Annotated in this window: 18 protein-coding genes; 6 read left to right on the plus strand and 12 right to left on the minus strand. The window is 38.2% G+C overall.

The window, feature by feature from the left end; translation table 11 throughout:
• Positions 1–66 precede the first annotated feature (66 nt).
• Both ORNRH_RS04920 and ORNRH_RS04925 read right to left on the minus strand, forming a co-directional pair.
• A complete protein-coding gene (locus tag ORNRH_RS04920) occupies positions 67–498 on the minus strand; it encodes a hypothetical protein (protein ID WP_014790805.1) in 432 nt (143 codons plus the stop codon).
• Positions 499–559: 61 nt separating this feature from the next.
• Complete coding sequence (locus tag ORNRH_RS04925; RefSeq protein ID WP_014790806.1) at positions 560–1,246, minus strand: ComF family protein; 687 nt, start codon at positions 1,244–1,246, stop codon at positions 560–562.
• 44 nt (positions 1,247–1,290) lie between these two features.
• On the opposite strand from ORNRH_RS04925, the gene ORNRH_RS04930 reads away from it, so the two are divergent.
• Together ORNRH_RS04930 and ORNRH_RS04935 are read left to right on the plus strand one after the other, a co-directional pair.
• The gene (locus tag ORNRH_RS04930; RefSeq protein WP_014790807.1) at positions 1,291–1,746 is read left to right on the plus strand and encodes a 6-pyruvoyl trahydropterin synthase family protein; all 456 of its coding nucleotides are present in this window, start codon (positions 1,291–1,293) and stop codon (positions 1,744–1,746) included.
• Positions 1,725–2,504: a UDP-2,3-diacylglucosamine diphosphatase gene (locus tag ORNRH_RS04935; protein ID WP_014790808.1), complete on the plus strand. Its 780-nt coding sequence runs from the start codon at positions 1,725–1,727 to the stop codon at positions 2,502–2,504. Before ORNRH_RS04930 ends, ORNRH_RS04935 begins: the two co-directional genes overlap by 22 nt.
• On the opposite strand, the gene ORNRH_RS04940 is transcribed toward ORNRH_RS04935, so the two are convergent.
• The gene (locus tag ORNRH_RS04940) at positions 2,484–3,419 is read right to left on the minus strand and encodes a DUF6427 family protein (protein ID WP_014790809.1); all 936 of its coding nucleotides are present in this window, start codon (positions 3,417–3,419) and stop codon (positions 2,484–2,486) included. The two genes, ORNRH_RS04935 and ORNRH_RS04940, sit on opposite strands and share 21 nt — an antisense overlap.
• A gap of 31 nt (positions 3,420–3,450) precedes the next feature.
• Here ORNRH_RS04940 and ORNRH_RS04945 point away from each other — a divergent pair, with 31 nt between their 5' ends.
• Positions 3,451–3,669 carry a hypothetical protein gene (locus ORNRH_RS04945; protein ID WP_014790810.1) on the plus strand — a complete coding sequence of 73 codons (219 nt, stop codon included), beginning with the start codon at positions 3,451–3,453 and terminating at the stop codon, positions 3,667–3,669.
• 108 nt (positions 3,670–3,777) lie between these two features.
• Here the strand turns inward: ORNRH_RS04945 and ORNRH_RS04950 are convergent, their stop codons facing one another.
• Positions 3,778–5,403, minus strand: a complete 1,626-nt coding sequence (locus ORNRH_RS04950; protein WP_014790811.1) for an ABC-F family ATP-binding cassette domain-containing protein — start codon at positions 5,401–5,403, stop codon at positions 3,778–3,780.
• A 66-nt stretch (positions 5,404–5,469) separates the two neighbouring features.
• Here ORNRH_RS04950 and smpB point away from each other — a divergent pair, with 66 nt between their 5' ends.
• From smpB to ORNRH_RS04965, 3 genes are all read left to right on the plus strand, one after another.
• Positions 5,470–5,922, plus strand: a complete 453-nt coding sequence (smpB, locus tag ORNRH_RS04955; RefSeq protein ID WP_036601537.1) for an SsrA-binding protein SmpB — start codon at positions 5,470–5,472, stop codon at positions 5,920–5,922.
• A 53-nt stretch (positions 5,923–5,975) separates the two neighbouring features.
• Entirely contained in the window at positions 5,976–7,346 is a 1,371-nt protein-coding gene (locus tag ORNRH_RS04960) for an OmpA family protein (RefSeq protein ID WP_014790813.1), read from the plus strand.
• Positions 7,347–7,479: 133 nt separating this feature from the next.
• Entirely contained in the window at positions 7,480–9,252 is a 1,773-nt protein-coding gene (locus ORNRH_RS04965; RefSeq protein ID WP_014790814.1) for an aminopeptidase P family protein, read from the plus strand.
• Positions 9,253–9,356: 104 nt separating this feature from the next.
• Here the strand turns inward: ORNRH_RS04965 and ORNRH_RS04970 are convergent, their stop codons facing one another.
• The 8 genes from ORNRH_RS04970 to ORNRH_RS05005 form a co-directional block, all read right to left on the minus strand.
• Positions 9,357–10,544: a sensor histidine kinase gene (locus tag ORNRH_RS04970; protein WP_052040729.1), complete on the minus strand. Its 1,188-nt coding sequence runs from the start codon at positions 10,542–10,544 to the stop codon at positions 9,357–9,359.
• 76 nt (positions 10,545–10,620) lie between these two features.
• On the minus strand, positions 10,621–11,223 hold the full coding sequence (locus ORNRH_RS04975; protein WP_014790816.1) for a superoxide dismutase: 603 nt from the start codon (positions 11,221–11,223) through the stop codon (positions 10,621–10,623).
• A 188-nt stretch (positions 11,224–11,411) separates the two neighbouring features.
• A complete protein-coding gene (locus ORNRH_RS04980) occupies positions 11,412–12,383 on the minus strand; it encodes a pseudouridine synthase (RefSeq protein ID WP_014790817.1) in 972 nt (323 codons plus the stop codon).
• A gap of 2 nt (positions 12,384–12,385) precedes the next feature.
• The gene (locus ORNRH_RS04985) at positions 12,386–13,294 is read right to left on the minus strand and encodes a geranylgeranylglycerol-phosphate geranylgeranyltransferase (protein ID WP_014790818.1); all 909 of its coding nucleotides are present in this window, start codon (positions 13,292–13,294) and stop codon (positions 12,386–12,388) included.
• A 12-nt stretch (positions 13,295–13,306) separates the two neighbouring features.
• Complete coding sequence (locus tag ORNRH_RS04990; protein ID WP_014790819.1) at positions 13,307–14,218, minus strand: mevalonate kinase family protein; 912 nt, start codon at positions 14,216–14,218, stop codon at positions 13,307–13,309.
• A 66-nt stretch (positions 14,219–14,284) separates the two neighbouring features.
• Positions 14,285–15,142: a prephenate dehydrogenase gene (locus tag ORNRH_RS04995; RefSeq protein WP_014790820.1), complete on the minus strand. Its 858-nt coding sequence runs from the start codon at positions 15,140–15,142 to the stop codon at positions 14,285–14,287.
• Entirely contained in the window at positions 15,139–15,513 is a 375-nt protein-coding gene (locus ORNRH_RS05000) for a DUF4296 domain-containing protein (protein ID WP_014790821.1), read from the minus strand. The genes ORNRH_RS04995 and ORNRH_RS05000 overlap by 4 nt, the downstream gene beginning before the upstream one ends.
• On the minus strand, positions 15,513–16,235 hold the full coding sequence (locus ORNRH_RS05005; RefSeq protein WP_036601547.1) for a polyprenol monophosphomannose synthase: 723 nt from the start codon (positions 16,233–16,235) through the stop codon (positions 15,513–15,515). The genes ORNRH_RS05000 and ORNRH_RS05005 overlap by 1 nt, the downstream gene beginning before the upstream one ends.
• Between the last annotated feature and the right edge of the window lie 36 nt (positions 16,236–16,271).

The raw sequence follows: 16,271 nt of genomic DNA on the forward strand, positions 1-16,271 counted from the left end.
TGCCACAAACTTCTTGACTAAATAGCTTTACCGATAGCAGAAAAACTAAAATAATTGTTATCTTTCTCATCTCACTCGTACAAATTTATATGAACAGCCTTCATCACAATTTAGATATGTTGGGCTAAGAATTAAACTATAATTTTTGTCTTTGAATTTAAAAATATAAATATTTTCTTCTGAACGCTCACATAGGTAATTAAGGCTCAATTTATTTTCCCAATGATTGTAAGTTCCTTTTTGACAATTTGGGAATTGGGTTGAAGTAAAAGAATGATCCGCATTCAAAGTCAAGGTATATTTCTCGTCATTTCGCACTTTTTTCCATTTCCAATCATCTGGCATACCGCTTGGGAAATATTTCTCTGTAAGCTCCCAAGTGCCAACAAGCTCGGCAGGAATTTCAATTTTTTCATCATCATCGTCTTTGCAACTCGTGGTTGCTGTGCTTAGCAAGGCTATCGCCACGCAGTAAGCTAAAAGTTTTTTGATTTTCATAGGGTTTAAAATCAATTATGGCAAATATAAATAAAAAATAAAACACGAAAATGTTAAATTATTAACTTCTTGCATGAGCCATAGTGAGCACAAAAATTTCGATTGTGGGGTAATTTTGTTTTAAAACTTCGGCACAATGAATGAGCGTGGAGCCCGTAGTCGCTAAATCATCAATGAGCAAAACTCGCTGAAAATCGCCCAAATTCGGATTTTTATTTAAGCTAAAAGCCCCATCGAGCCGAGAAAATCGGTCACTTTTGCCCAATTGCGTTTGCGAGGATTTTCGCTCGGAACGCACGAGTAATTGTGGTGAAAAATTGGCGTTAATTTGATTTGAAACTTCTTGCGCAAAGGCGTGTACTTGGTTATAGCCACGCTGTCGCAAGGTGCGCGGGTGGCTGGGCACGGCAATCACAGCGTCTATATTTTTAGTTTTGTAAAATTCAATTAAATCCTTGGGCAATAATTGAGCGATGAATTTTCCGATTTTAGGCTGATTAAAGTATTTATTGGCATGGAGCAAGGCCTGCACCGTTCCGCCTTTGTCGTAGTAGAGGAGACTTTGCGCTCCTTGAAACAAATCGGGACGGTTTAAATTTTGAAATAATGGCGTTTCTTCATCTATTTGCCAATGCGTAAAACTTAAATTTCTAAAGCACGAAACGCACAGAAAATCCTGATTTTTAGCCAAAATTCTATCGCAGCCCACACAGCGTTTCGGAAAAATTAAATCAAAAATAGATTGCATTGCTCAGAATTCCTTTAAATTTGCAAATAAGATACAGATTAAAAATGAATCCACAAAAGATAAGAATTACAAAGATATTTAGTTTTGAAACGGCGCATGCGCTTTTTGGTTACGATGGGAAGTGCAAAAATGTGCATGGGCATTCGTACAAATTGTATGTGACTTTGCGCGGAACGCCGATTGAGGATACAAGCAACGAAAAGCTGGGTATGGTAATTGATTTTGGCGATGTGAAAAAAATCGTGAAATCCGAAATTGTGGATAAGCTTGATCACGCGGTGCTACTGAACGAGAATTCTGGGCATAAATCGCTGGGGGAAATGCTTGAAAAACAAGGACACAAAGTCGTTTTTACGCCCTATCAGCCTACTTGCGAAAATATGTTGATTGATTTTGCCGAGCGAATTAAAAAACAATTGCCACCGCAAGTGGAATTGGTGTATCTGAAATTGTATGAAACCGAAAATTCTTATGGCGAATGGCTGGCGGAGGAGAATTAATTATTGATATTCCTGCGGGGAAAAAAATCTATTTTGCGTCGGATCAGCATTTTGGTGCACCAAATGAAACAGAAAGTCGTGCGCGCGAGCAAAAATTCATTCAGTTTTTAAATGAAATAAAACCCGATACGCATGCACTTTTTCTATTGGGTGATTTATTTGATTTTTGGTTTGAGTACAAACAAGTCGTGCCGAGGGGCTATTTGCGTGTTTTGGGGAAATTAGCCGAATTTGCCGATGCAGGGATTCCGATTTATTTTTTCATTGGGAATCATGATTTGTGGATGCGCGATTATTTAGAACAAGAGCTGAATGCGCAGGTGTTTAATCGTCCGCAAGTGTTTGTGATTAATGGTAAAAAATGCTTCATTGGCCACGGCGATGGGCTAGGACCTGGCGATAAAGGCTATAAAAGGTTGAAGAAGTTGTTTACCAATCCTTTAGCTAAAGGAATGTTTTATTTATTGCATCCAGATTTTTCGCTGTGGTTGGGCAAATATTTATCGCGTAAAAATCGCTATCTCTCTGGCGATAAAGACGATAATTTCTACGGAGATGATGAATGGCTTGTGCAATATGCAAAACGAAAATTAAGCCAAGCACATTATGATTATTTTGTGTTTGGGCACAGGCATTTGCCTCTAGAAATCAAGCTTTCTGAGCAGTCCGAGTACATCAATACAGGAGATTGGCTCAGTCATTTTACCTATGCCGTTTTTGAAGACGAAAAACTTAGCTTAAAAAGATATATCGTGTAAAACTCCTGGTAGCTTGATTAGATGTGCGTATTTGTATAGCAAAAGACTGATGATAAAGCCAAAAAGCACAATTTCTTTAAGTTTGGTTTTAGCATACATGCAGTAATTTGTTAAGACAATAGCGACTGGAATGGTATAAAATAAGATAGCATATTGCGATTCATTGGCGTATAAAATAGTGTAAAGAATCGCAAGCGGAATAAACATAATTGCATTGAAAAACACGAGTTTTTTCTCTGCCGAATGTCGGTTGATGTTTTGGATATAGTCGTTTAGCCCAAGAATCGTGAACACCAAAATAGGTGAAAGCCACAAATAATTGATATTAAAATGCAATGAAACTTGGGGCGTAAAACGATTCCATAAGTAAGGGGCTAAATCGGTGAAATCAAATAAAATAGCAACTTCAGCGGTGAGTAGCGAAAAGGTTAAAATCCCTAAAATGCACAATATTAAACCGCGGAGCATTACGCGCCCGAGCAAGATGTAATGCAGTAGCAGAAAGCCTGCAAAAATCCAAAACGGTGGGTGCAAAAAGCATGCAATCGCCATAAAGAAACCGATGTCGAATGGAGAGAGTAGCTTGTCGCTTAAATCAAATTCGTCTAAGAGTTGTAGTGCAACAATCGTTAAAAATAAAAATCCCGCAAAAAAGGAAAAGTTAGAAAAATCGGGAACTAAAAGCGCAAATGCAATCAAACTGAAAAATTCGAAATAATGCGTGCGATTGAAAAATGAAATCCACTGCGAGTAACCAGCCAAACAAGCCATTCCTATGGCAAATAATCCTGCGGCTCCCCAATCGTAATCGGTGTGGAGTTTGGAATGAAATTGTAATAAAATAAGCGCGATTGCTACCCCGTATAGCAAAAAAGATACAAAATTTCGGTTTAGTTTTAGAATTTTTGAAAGCATTTTTATAACTTTGTTGCAAATTAAAGGAATAATGATACAATTTGCATTTTTTACAGAGATTTTTTTTGGTCTAGGTGACTTTTTTCAGTGGACTTTTAAAATCCTTCCTCCTATCGGGATTTTCATGGGGTGGTTGTTATCTGCTGTAATTCTTGGATTACTAATCTGGTGGTGTATTCAAATCGTTGGGTTTGGTAAAGATGATAAAAGAATTGTAGATTACAGAGAGCCACACAATTTTATCGACTAGAAAAAATCGAATTTTATAATATTTTTAGCCCACTTGTATAGAGTTGGGCTTTTTTAGCTTGTGCATAATATAAATTAAAAAGTCGCCCAATGGGCGACTTTTTATGCTTTACTCTGCGTAGTATTTTTCTCTAAGTTCTTTAATCTTAGGATCTTTTAAATACTCATCATAAGTCATATAGCGATCGATTACGCCTTTTGGAGTAAGTTCTATAATTCGGTTGCACACGGTTTGCATCAATTCGTGGTCGTGAGACGACATAAGAATAGTGCCTTTAAAGTTTTCAAGAGAGTTGTTCAATGCCGAAATAGATTCCAAATCTAAGTGGTTGGTAGGCTCATCAAACAACAATACATTGCCCTTTAGCAACATCATGCGAGAGAACATACAACGCATTTTTTCTCCTCCAGAGAGCACGGTACACATCTTTAAGGCTTGGTCGCCGCTGAAAAGCATTCTACCCAAGAATCCGCGAATGTACTCCTCGTGGCGTTCCTCATCGGTGTCTACATATTGTCTTAGCCAATCTACCAAATTGATTTCTTTTTGGAAAAATTCGGTGTGGTCGAGTGGCAGATAAGTTTGTGTAGTGGTGATTCCCCATTTGTATTCTCCGCCATCGGCAGGAACATTGCCAGAAATGATTTCAAAGAAACGGGTTTGTGCCAAGGCATTGCGAGAGATAATTCCCACCTTGTCGCCTTTTTGCAAGTTGATAGAAATGTTGTCGAATAACACTTCTCCGTCCAAGCTTGCTTTTAAGTTTTCTGTTTCTAAAATTTGATCTCCAGCTTCGCGTTCTTGTTCAAAGATAATCGCAGGGTAGCGACGAGATGAAGGTTTGATTTCTTGCAAATCAAGTTTGTCGATCATTTTTTTACGAGCAGTAGCTTGTTTAGCTTTTGCCACATTCGAGCTAAAACGCTGAATAAATTCTTGCAATTCTTTTTTCTTCTCTTCCGCCTTTTTGTTGGCTTGTGCTCTTTGTCTTGCTGCCAATTGCGATGCTTGGTACCAGAAAGAGTAGTTTCCTGAGTAAAGATTAAGTTTACTAAAGTCTAAATCCACAGTGTGCGTGCACACAGCGTCTAAGAAGTGACGGTCGTGAGAAACCACAATCACAGTGTTTTCGTAATCTGCTAAGAAATCTTCTAGCCAAGAAATGGTATCGACATCCAAGTCGTTGGTAGGCTCGTCCATGATTAAAAGATCTGGATTCCCAAAAAGTGCTTGCGCCAATAGTACACGCACTTTAGCCTTAGGGTCTAAATCTTTCATTAATTTATAATGGTCTTCTTCAGAAATTCCAAGGTTTGAAAGTAGCGTAGCCGCGTCGGATTCGGCGTTCCAGCCCCCCATTTCCTCGTAAATCACACCTAGCTCACCTGCTTTCACCCCATCTTCTTCAGAAAAATCAGGTTTAGCATAAAGCTCGTCCATTTTAGTTTTTACCTCAAACATTTTCTGATTTCCGCGCAAAACGGTTTCAAGCACAGGCACCTCATCAAATTTAAAGTGATCTTGTTCTAAAACAGACATTCTTTTATCTGATTCCAAGCTCACATGCCCGCTTGTAGGCTCTAGTTCTTTCGAAAGAATTTTCAAGAAAGTTGATTTTCCAGCGCCGTTTGCGCCAATGATTCCATAACAATTCCCCTTGGTGAATTTTATGTTTACTTCGTCGAACAAAACGCGTTTGCCGAATTGTAAAGATACATTTGATACTGTTAACATATGATTTTTGGAATAACTTTTGTTATATTTGCAAATATATAAAAAGTTTAAAACACTTTTGAGGTGATACAGAAACAAGTAAACATTAAAAATAAAAAAGCGCGCTTCAATTACGAGCTGATTGAGGAGTTTACGGCAGGTATCCAGCTCATGGGTACAGAGATTAAATCCATACGCATGGGGAGAGCTAGTATTGCCGAAAGTTTCTGTGAAGTTAAGAATGGTGAGGTATTCATCGTCAACATGCACATCAACGAATACGATTGGGGAACACACTTTAACCACAAAATTAAACGCGATCGTAAATTACTTTTGCACAAAAGAGAAATTCAAAAACTAGATAGAAAAACCAAAGAATCGGGGCTTACCATAGTGCCTACCTTGTTATATATCAATGATAAAGGTTATGCTAAGCTTAAGATTTATTTGGCTAAAGGTAAAAAGCTTTTTGATAAAAGGCATGTGTTAAAAGAAAAAGATATTAAAAGGAATTTAGATAGAATCCAAAAGATTTATTAACTTTGTGCACAAGATGTTAACTTAATAAACATTATTTAAAAAAATATTTGAGTATGAAAAAGTTTAATTTAGCGCTCGGTTTAGCTGCAACATTATTTGTAGGAGCCAATTCTTATGCTCAGGATGCTAGCAATCCTTGGGGCATTACAATCGGAGCACACGCTGTAGATTTCACTTCTGCAGGTCGTGGAGTTTTCGATGGTTTTTTTGACACAGACGATTACGAAATCGTTCCTCCATTATCAAAATTGTCTGTTATCAGACATTTAGGAGGTAAATTCTCTGCAGACTTAACTGCCTCTATCGGAGAAGTGAGCAACAAGAGAATGAAACTAGACGACAAATTATTCGTAAATGCTGGTTTAGGTTTGCGTTACCGTATCTTAGGTAAAAAAGACAAAACTTATTGGTTTGACCCTTATTTAAGAATCGGAGCTTCTTACCACCACTACGACTATTCAGGAATCAAATTCAAAGATTCTTACACCATGGGTACAGGAGAAACTGTAACTGGAGAATTTGAAGGAAAAGAAAATTACTTCATGACTCAAGGTGGTGCTGGTATCAACTTCTGGATTACAGATAACTTTGGTATCAACTTAGCATCTGATTACAACTTCTCACCTTCAGGAAACTCTGATTACATCAACTTCTTCCAACACACTGCTGGTGTTACCTTCAAATTTGGTAAACAAGACAGAGATAAAGACGGAATCGAAGATAGCAAAGACCAATGTCCAGACACTCCAGGTTTACCAGAGTTTAACGGATGTCCAGATACTGACGGAGATGGTATTCCAGATAACTTAGATAACTGTCCAAACGAAGCAGGTCCAAAAGAAAACAACGGATGTCCTTGGAAAGATTCTGATGGTGACGGATTGAACGATAATGTAGATCAATGTCCAAATCAAGCAGGTCCAAGAGAAAACAACGGATGCCCTTGGCCAGATACTGATGGTGACGGATTCACTGACAATGTAGACAAATGTCCAAACGAGCCAGGTGTAGCCCCAGACGGATGTCCAGTTGCTGAAGAAGTAATCATTGCTGAAACTGTAGAAAAAATCAATGTAGATTTCACTGTAGAATTTGCATTTGACAAAGCTACTATCCGCCCAACTTCTTTTGCTAAAATCGATCAAAAAGCTCAAGAAATTAAAGATTTATTAGCTGCTTATCCTAACCTTAAATTAAACATTGATGGTTATACTGATAACACAGGAAACCCTGCATACAATGTGAAGTTATCCGAAAGAAGAGCAGCTTCTGTAGTGAAAGCTTTAGAAGAAAGAGGAATCCCAGCTGGTGTTTTATCTGCTAGAGGTTTTGGTGAAGCAGATCCAAAATGTACTAACGATACTCCAGAAGGAAGACAATGTAACAGACGTGTAGTAGTTTCTGTAAACTCTAATACACTTTAATCTGAAATCATAACAATTATAAGAGAGGCGTTTTTTTGACGCCTCTTTTTTTATGCGCTAAAATTTAATTCCCATAAAAACTTAATTTGTATAATTTTTGCGGGATAATAAGCAAACTAAATTTTAAAATAAAATGACAGCAAAAGAAAAAGTTTCTGCCCTGCGAAATGCGATGCAGAGCAATAATATAGATGCATTTATCGTATTCAGTGCCGATCCCCACATGAGCGAATACATGCCAGCACATTGGCAAGAGCGTGCATGGCTATCAGGTTTTACAGGTTCGGCGGGATTTGTCGTGATAACCAAGGACAAAGCAGGCTTGTGGACAGATTCAAGATATTTTGTTCAAGCACCTAAGGAGCTAGAAGGCTCAGGAATTGATTTATTCAAAGATGGAGTAGAGGGAACGCCAAACTACATCGATTGGATTATTGGACAAGTGCCAAGCGGAGGAAAAGTTGGAGTGAATGCTCTGGCAACCTCTCGTGCCAATTGGGAGAAATTAGAACAAAAACTAACCGATAAAGGCATTCAATTAGTGCATATCCCATTGATTGATGAAATTTGGAAAGACCGAAAAATCGAAAAATCCGACGCCATTTTTGTGCACCCGCTTGAATATGCAGGTAAAAGTGTCCAAGAAAAATTGACTAAAATCAAAGAAAAAATGCATCAAAAAGGAGCCGATACACATATCGTAACTGCACTAGATGATGTGGCTTGGACAACAAACCTTCGCGGGAACGATGTGGCGTTTAACCCAGTGTTTTTGGGCTATTTATGCATTGAGGAAGATAAAACTACGCTTTTTGTAGAGCCGCAAAAAGTTACCGAAGATGTGAAAGCTCATCTAGAGCAAGCCCATGTTCAGATAAAGGATTATGATGCATTTTTTGATTATTTAAAAACTTTGAAAGGCAAAAATATTCTTTTAGCACCAAATGCCAATCAATTAATTTTCTCAACTTTAAGTGCAGATAATAAGATAATTGTAGCACCTGCACCAGGCAATTTATTCAAGGCGATTAAAAACAAAGCGGAGCTCGAAGGTTTCAGAAAAGTAATGGTGCGAGATGGCGTTTCATTGGTTAAATTTTTCCACTGGCTTAAAACTTCTGCAGGAAAAGAAGAATTAGATGAATTTACCATTGGAGAAAAATTAAGAGATTTCCGAGCGCAAGGCGATGCCTTTGTGGGCGAAAGCTTCGGAAGCATTGTCGGGTACGAAGGAAATGGTGCTGTGGTGCACTATTCTGCGGCAAAAGATACAGCCAAAAAGGTGAAAAACGAAGGCACAATTTTAATCGATTCAGGAGGGCAATATCGTGAAGGAACCACCGATATCACGCGTACTTTGAGTTTGGGAGAACCAAGTGCTGAGTTTAAAAAAGACTGGACTTTGGTCTTAAAAGGAATGATTAATCTTTCTATGGCTCGTTTCCCAAAAGGCACTTGTGGAGTGCATTTAGATGCGATTGCAAGATTGCCACTCTGGATGAACGATCGCGATTTTGGACACGGAACAGGTCATGGCGTGGGTAGCTTTATGAATGTGCACGAAGGTCCACAAAACATAAGAAAAGACTTAAACAATACGCAATTGGTGCCAGGAATGGTGGTTTCTAATGAACCAGGTTTGTATCGCGAAAACAAATATGGAATTAGAATCGAAAATTTAATCGCTGTTTCAGAGCATTCCACTTCTGAATTTGGAGAGTTTTACGAGTTTGAAACACTTACACTTTGTCCATTGTTCACGGAATGTTTGGATAAAGAGCTCTTGACAGAAGATGAAAAAGCATGGTTAAATAAATACCACACTCGTGTAGAAGATGCGCTTTCTCCTTATTTGGAAGGTGCCGAAAAAGAATTTTTAATTCACGAGTGTAGAAAGATTGATTAAATCAAGTTTAATTAAAATAAGAAAGCTGAAATTATACAATTTCAGCTTTTTTTTATGCCGAAAAGAGATTTTTTAATTTGAAAAATATAGCCAAATACAATTTTTTATAAGCATTCGTTGAGCTCAATACAAAACTGCGTTCCGTTTTCTTTGTCCGAAAAATCTACATAAATGCTCCCGTTGTGAAACTCCTCCACAATGCGTTTGGCTAAAGATAATCCAATGCCCCATCCGCGTTTTTTTGTTGTGTAGCCAGGATCAAAGATTTTCCCGATTTTGCTCGAGTCGATGCCAGGACCTGTATCTTTAATCAAGATAATGATTTTGTTCTCTTTTTTGAGAATTTTAAACGAAATTTCGCCACGATTTTGCATGGCATCTACGGCATTTCGCATAACATTTTCAAAAACCCAGCTCAGCAATTCAGGGCTCACATTGGCATAAAGTTCTTTTTCTTGGCTATAAAAGGAGAAAACCACTTTATCGCTGATTCGCTTTTTCAAGTACTCGTATGAGTCTTTGGCAACCTTTACCACATTGGTTTTCTTGAGCTCTGGCATAGAGCCAATTTTGGAAAAACGATCGGCAATTTGTTTCAATCTTTTTACATCAGACTCTATTTCGTATAAAATGTTTTTGTCTACATTTTCATATTTCAGGATTTCTACCCAGCCGAGCAATGAGCTGAGCGGAGTGCCTATCTGGTGAGCAGTTTCCTTTGCCATGCCAGCCCAAAGAAAGTTTTGCGATGAGGCATCCACAATTCTAAAATACCAAATCACAAGTGCCGCAAATATCATTAAAATCACAATTAAAATCAAGGGATAATATTGTAACTTTTTGAGCAATTGAGAGTTTTGGTAATAAATGCTTTGTGTCCCAAAGGGTAAATCAACTTTGATGGGCTCGTGATAAAGTTCCAATTTATGAAGATAATTTTTTAAGAAAACAGTATCTGTTGCCAATCTATCTTCGATTTTGTCTAAATTCTTTTGGTAAGAGAAAACATTATTCTCATCAATTAAAATAAGTGGAATTGCTGTGTTTTCTTCCAGAATTTTTAATGCTAAATCTCGTGCCTCGGGAGAGGTTTCTTTGTCAGAGCTTTGAAGCCTTAACGCAGCTACGATGGTTTCAACTTTTCGTTGCTCTTCGCTACGCAGCTGGTCTACAATCGTTTTGGAGATGTAAACAGTTGTGATTAAAATCGCTAAAAGCACAAAAAGCACCACCCATTTGTTGAGCACGGGTGAATTTAAAATCAGATTTTGGGCTTTTTTGAAGGATTTCACGGTGTAAAGGTAATAAAAAAGCCTGTTTTATAAGACTATAAAACAGGCTAAAATTTGGAAGTTTTAAAAAGTTATATTATTTATTTTTAGCATATAATTCTTCAACTTTGTCCCAGTTTACCACATTCCAGAATGCAGCAACATAGTCTGGACGCTTGTTTTGGTATTTTAAATAATAAGCGTGTTCCCAGACATCTAATCCTAAAATTGGAGTTCCGCCACATCCATTCGGCATCAATGGGTTATCTTGATTTGCAGTAGAGCAAACATCTACTTTGCCACCTTTGTAAACGCAAAGCCATGCCCATCCCGAACCGAATTGAGTTTTAGCCTTAGTAGAAAACTCTTCTTTAAATTTCTCAAAAGAACCGAATTTTTCTTTGATTGCTTCAGCCAACTCACCTTTAGGCTCGCCACCTCCGTTTGGAGAAAGGATTTGCCAGAAAAGAGAGTGGTTATAGAATCCTCCACCGTTGTTTCTCACAGCAGGAGTTTCAAAACCTTCTACCAAGATTTCTTCGATTGTTTTTCCTTCTAGCGGAGTTCCCTCAATTGCAGCATTTAAATTGTTGGTGTAAGCTGCATGGTGCTTGTCATGGTGGATTTCCATGGTTTTAGCATCGATATTTGGTTCTAATGCATCAAATGCATACGGTAATTCTGGTAATTGAAAAGCCATAATTTATATTTTTTTAGTGATTAAAATTCTGATAAATATCAGCAAAAATAATACCATGATGATGGACAGGTAGCTAAAAATCGGATTTTGATCGTTTTTTGATGTTTGATTTTTGAGCTAAAAATAAAAACCTAAGTTCTGAAATTTCAAAACTTAGGTCTTTTTTAATTATGATTAAAAAATGATTTTTATACCATTTTTAAGAAGTCAACCTCTTGCTTATCAAGGATTCTCCAAGTGCCTCGTTTTACATTTTTCTTGGTGAGCCCCGCAAACGAAACGCGATCTAGCGAAACGATTTTGTAGCCCATTCTTTCAAAAATACGACGAACTACGCGGTTCCACCCAATGTGGATTTCTACACCCACTTCGTTGTGTGGTTTGCCATCGATATATGAAACTTTGTCTACACGAGCAATTCCTTCTGTCATTGGGATACCTTTGCGCACACGCTCCATGTCGTCTCCATGCAATGGGCGATCTAGCACGACATGATAGATTTTGCGCACATTGTGGCTTGGGTGCGTTAATTTTTTGGTTAAATCACCATCGTTGGTAAATAGCAAAACCCCAGTGGTTTGTCGGTCAAGACGCCCCACAGGAAACACGCGTGTAGGCGTTGCGTTTTTCACCAAATCCATCACGGTTTTGCGGTCGCGTTCATCGTTGGTAGTAGTGATAAATCCTTTTGGTTTATTAAGTAAAATATAGATTTTATCTTCTGGCGTTAGGATTTTTCCGTCAAAACGCACCTCATCGGTTGGTTCTACTTTGTAGCCCATTTCGGTTACCATTTTGCCGTTCACTTCCACCATTCCGTTTTTGATATGCTCATCTGCCTCACGACGACTGCAAAGTCCTGATTTAGCAATAAATTTGTTCAATCGTAGGCGAGTGTCTTTTGGCTCTTCTTCGGTTTTTTTAGACGAAAATCTTTTTCTAAAAGGCTTATTGCCAAATTTTCTGTTACTACCAAAGCTTGGTTTTCTTTTAAAATCGCCTCTTGCATCTCCTTCTTTTCTGAATGGTTTTTTGTCTTCAGAATTTTCGGTTCTTCTATCAGTCTTTTTAAAAGGTCTCGACGCTCTTTTTCTGTTATCGGATTGAGCATTTCTGGGCGTGCCACCTCTGCGGTTTCCACCTCTTCTGTTTGTATTCATGATTAAATAAATTTTTGCAAATCTAAGGGATTTATTTTTATCCACGCCAAACTTAGCACCCCAATCCACAAAAGAATTTTTAAAACAAAATGCAATAAGTGCCATTCTTTCTTGCTTTTAGCCTTTAAAATAAAGTAGGGCAAAGCAAAGAAAACCACTCCCACGCTGTAAAAATAATAAGACATATTGCCCACGCCATCAAAATGTGCTAAAAGAAATGCCACAACGGCAGTGAGCAAAAGCAATAAATTCAGGATTAATTTAGCTTTGCGCGTGCCGAGGACAGTGGGCAGTGTTTGGTATTCGTAGATGCTATCGGCGCGTTGAGTAAGGAAATCTTTTTCAATGTCGAGCGTGAGCAAGTTTAGCCCTAAAAAGGCACCGTGCACAAAAATCACAGCACTATAATTATTAAAGTATAAGAACAATGCTAAAAATGGAAATAATGCCAAAACCGTAGAGGATAAATTGTTGATAAACACGATTTTGTTTAATTTGTGGCAATAAAACCAAGTTAAGAATTGAAAGACAAGAATAAATATCGCCACACGCCACGATGCTAAAAAGGCAAAAATGAGTGCCAAGGAGTTTAAAAATAAATAAGTGATTAATTTAAAATTTTGGCTCACAAATTTGGCAAGATATGCCATAATGGGGCGAGCGATTTGGTCTTTGTCTAAATCGTAAAAATTGTTGATAATATAGCCTGCCGATACCGAAAGTGCCGTGGAAATGATGATATAATGGATTTCTACATTTCTAAAAAACTGACTCAGCGAATCGCCTTTAGCAAAAATGAAAAACGCAGCAAAATACATTGCCAAAACCAAAATGGCAACGTTGTAACCGCGAATCACGGCAAATAGCGCCAGAAGTTTCATCGCATAGCTATTGCCTTGGGGCGCTTTCATAGGGCAGATTTTTTAGAAACGATACACGGGTTCCAGCTGAAAATCGGAAAGTGCTTCTTTTGCCTTTTCGAAATCTTCTGCAAAGCCTAAAACATAGCCACCGCCACCGCTACCACAGAGTTTAAGGTAGTAATCGTTCGTTTGGATTCCTTTCTCCCAAGCGTTTAGTAATTTGCTAGGAATCATGGGCTTAAAATGAACGAAAGCCCAAGTAGAAAGGTTTTTCAAGTTTTTGAACAGAGGTTCCTTTTTACCTTTTACAATGGCTTCTATACAAGCATCGTTGTATTTGGTAAATTCTTTTCTAAGCGTTTTCCTAAAACCTTCTTGCTTCAATTTTTGGAAAAAGATTTGCACCATGGGTTCCGTTTCGCCAGGAGTTCCCGAATTGATTAAGAAAACGGCACCTTTGCCATTGGCATTTTGCGGAATACCAATCGTGTCGATTTCTTCCTTAGAGTGAATCAAAAGCGGAATATTCATGTAGCAAATCAGTGGATCAATGCCCGAACTTTTCCCATGGAAATAGGATTCCATTTGAGAGAATGTGTGCTTAAGCTCAGAAATTTCTTTTTTAGATAATTGATTTTTGGCTAATTTTTCAACCGCATATTCGTCGTAAATCGCAGCGACGAGTGCGCCCGAGCTACCCACACCATAACCTTGCGGAATGTTTGAGTCAAAAAACATCCCTTTTTCCAAATCTGCATTGAGCCTTTCAATGTCAAATTGTTGCGGCATGTTTTGGTCTAAATACTGCGCATATTTTTTAAGGCTTTCGCGAGATTTGTTTTCACGCGAAATGTCGGTAAATTTCAAAGTCCCTTTGTAGAAATTATACGGAATCGTGAGCCCCTTGGCGTTTTCGATGATGCCATATTCTCCAAAGAGTAAAATTTTAGCGAAAAAAGAAGGATAATTCATTCCCAAATATCAAATATTTAATGCAAAGGTATTAAAACTTAATCAAAAAGCTTGCTAAAATTGTTTTTAGTGCTTTTGTTTTTTTTCTTCCAGTACGCCGCGTATGCGATTGGCATTTAAAATAAAATCTTCTACTTTGTCGTAGTTTTCAAGAATTAAATCTTTTCTAAACTGCTCAAGCTGACTGATGTGTTCGTCAAGGACATCGAGCACATTTTCTCTATTGTGTTTAAAGATGGGTAACCACATGGCTGCGTGAGATTTTGCCAAACGCACCGTGCTCGAAAAACCTGAACTCGCTAATTGGAAAATCGTATCTTCCTGTTTTTCTTTTTCCAGAACGGTATTGGCTAGAGCATACGATGTTACATGCGAAATGTGGCTCACATAAGCAGTGTGCACATCGTGTTCTTTGGCATCCATGTAGATTACATTCATGCCTAGCGATTCGTAGAGTTTTTTGATGTATTCTACTTTTTCTGGCGAAGAGTTTTGAGTGTCGCAGAGTACGAGAGAGCGTCCTTCAAATGCGTTTTCAGTCGCGGCGGAAGGTCCGCTGTTTTCGGTACCCCACATTGGGTGCGATGCAACATAATTTTTGCGTTTTGGGTGGTTTTCAATGCTGTGAATAATGCTCTCTTTGGTCGATGCGACATCAAACACGCATTGGTTATCTACATAATCCAAAACTTGTGGCAGGACACTTATGGTCGCTTCCACGGGCACGGCAATCATCACCACATCGGCTACTTGCACTCCTTGCTTTAAATCAGCTTGGCGATCGATGATGCCTAATGATAAAGCTTGGTCTAAATGTTCAGGATTTTTGTCAATCCCTATAATTTCCGAAAATAGGTTTAGTTTTTTACTTTTTAAAGCGAGTGAGCCTCCAATGAGCCCCACGCCTATGATGGCTAATTTCATTCGTTAGGTGCTATAGTTTTTTTATCCACAGCAGGAACAGATTCTTCCTCGGTAGGTCTGTCGATTTGGTTGTGGATAGAGTCTTGAATTTCTTTTAAAATCTCTTCGTATTGTCCGCGATCTACCATGTAATATTCAAGGGAGTTTTTGAAATCCTCGGCAGAAACATGGTGATTGGCAAGAATCGTTGCGTTGATTATATTAAAATCTATGTCCCGAGCCACAGACACCGTAGGTGCCTGCTTGTAAAGATACATTTGGGTGAGAATGCTTTTGAAAGTATCCCTGTCTACCAAATTGTCGGGTTTTTCGATTCCGTGGTTGCACGCCAAAATCATCAACGAAAAAATAGCGAAAATTAATTTTTTCATTACTTAATTTTTCCAGTTAAAGATTTATATTTTAGTTTTATTACGCCAAAGAATCCTTCTTTAATAATGGAATTGCTTATTTTGGATTCGCCCAAAGTGCGATCGGTGAAAATAATTGGCACTTCCACGATTTTTAATCCTTTTTTCCAGATTTTATATTTCATTTCAATTTGGAAGCCGTAGCCTTTAAATTCAATTTTGTTTAAATCTAGGCTTTCAAGTGCTTTGCGCGTGTAGCACACAAATCCCGCAGTGGTGTCGTGCAAAGGCAGTTGTGTGATTAAACGCACATATTTAGACGCAAAATAGGATAATAATACGCGATGCATAGGCCAGTTTACTACATTCACTCCTTGTGAGTAGCGTGAGCCTACAGACATATCGGCTCCCTCTTCGCAAGCCTTTAGCAATTTAGGCAAGTCGTTTGGATTGTGCGAGAAATCGGCATCCATTTCAAATATATAATCGTAGCCATTGGCTAGCGCCCACTTGAATCCGTGAACATAGGCACGCCCTAGCCCGTCTTTAACCTTTCTCACTTCTAGAAAAACACGATTGGGAAAAAGCTCAATCAAGTTTTTTACAATCTCCACGGTTCCGTCTGGCGAAGAATCATCTACAACCAAAACATCGAAATCTTGTGGCAATGCGAGTGTTGCACGCACGATTTTTTCGATGTTTTCCTTCTCGTTGTAGGTAGGGATTATGACTAATTTCTTTATCATTCTACAAATATACTAAGCCTATGAGATTTTATT

It is taken from the genome of Ornithobacterium rhinotracheale DSM 15997 (genome assembly GCF_000265465.1).
GTDB classification, from domain to species: Bacteria; Bacteroidota; Bacteroidia; order Flavobacteriales; family Weeksellaceae; genus Ornithobacterium; species Ornithobacterium rhinotracheale.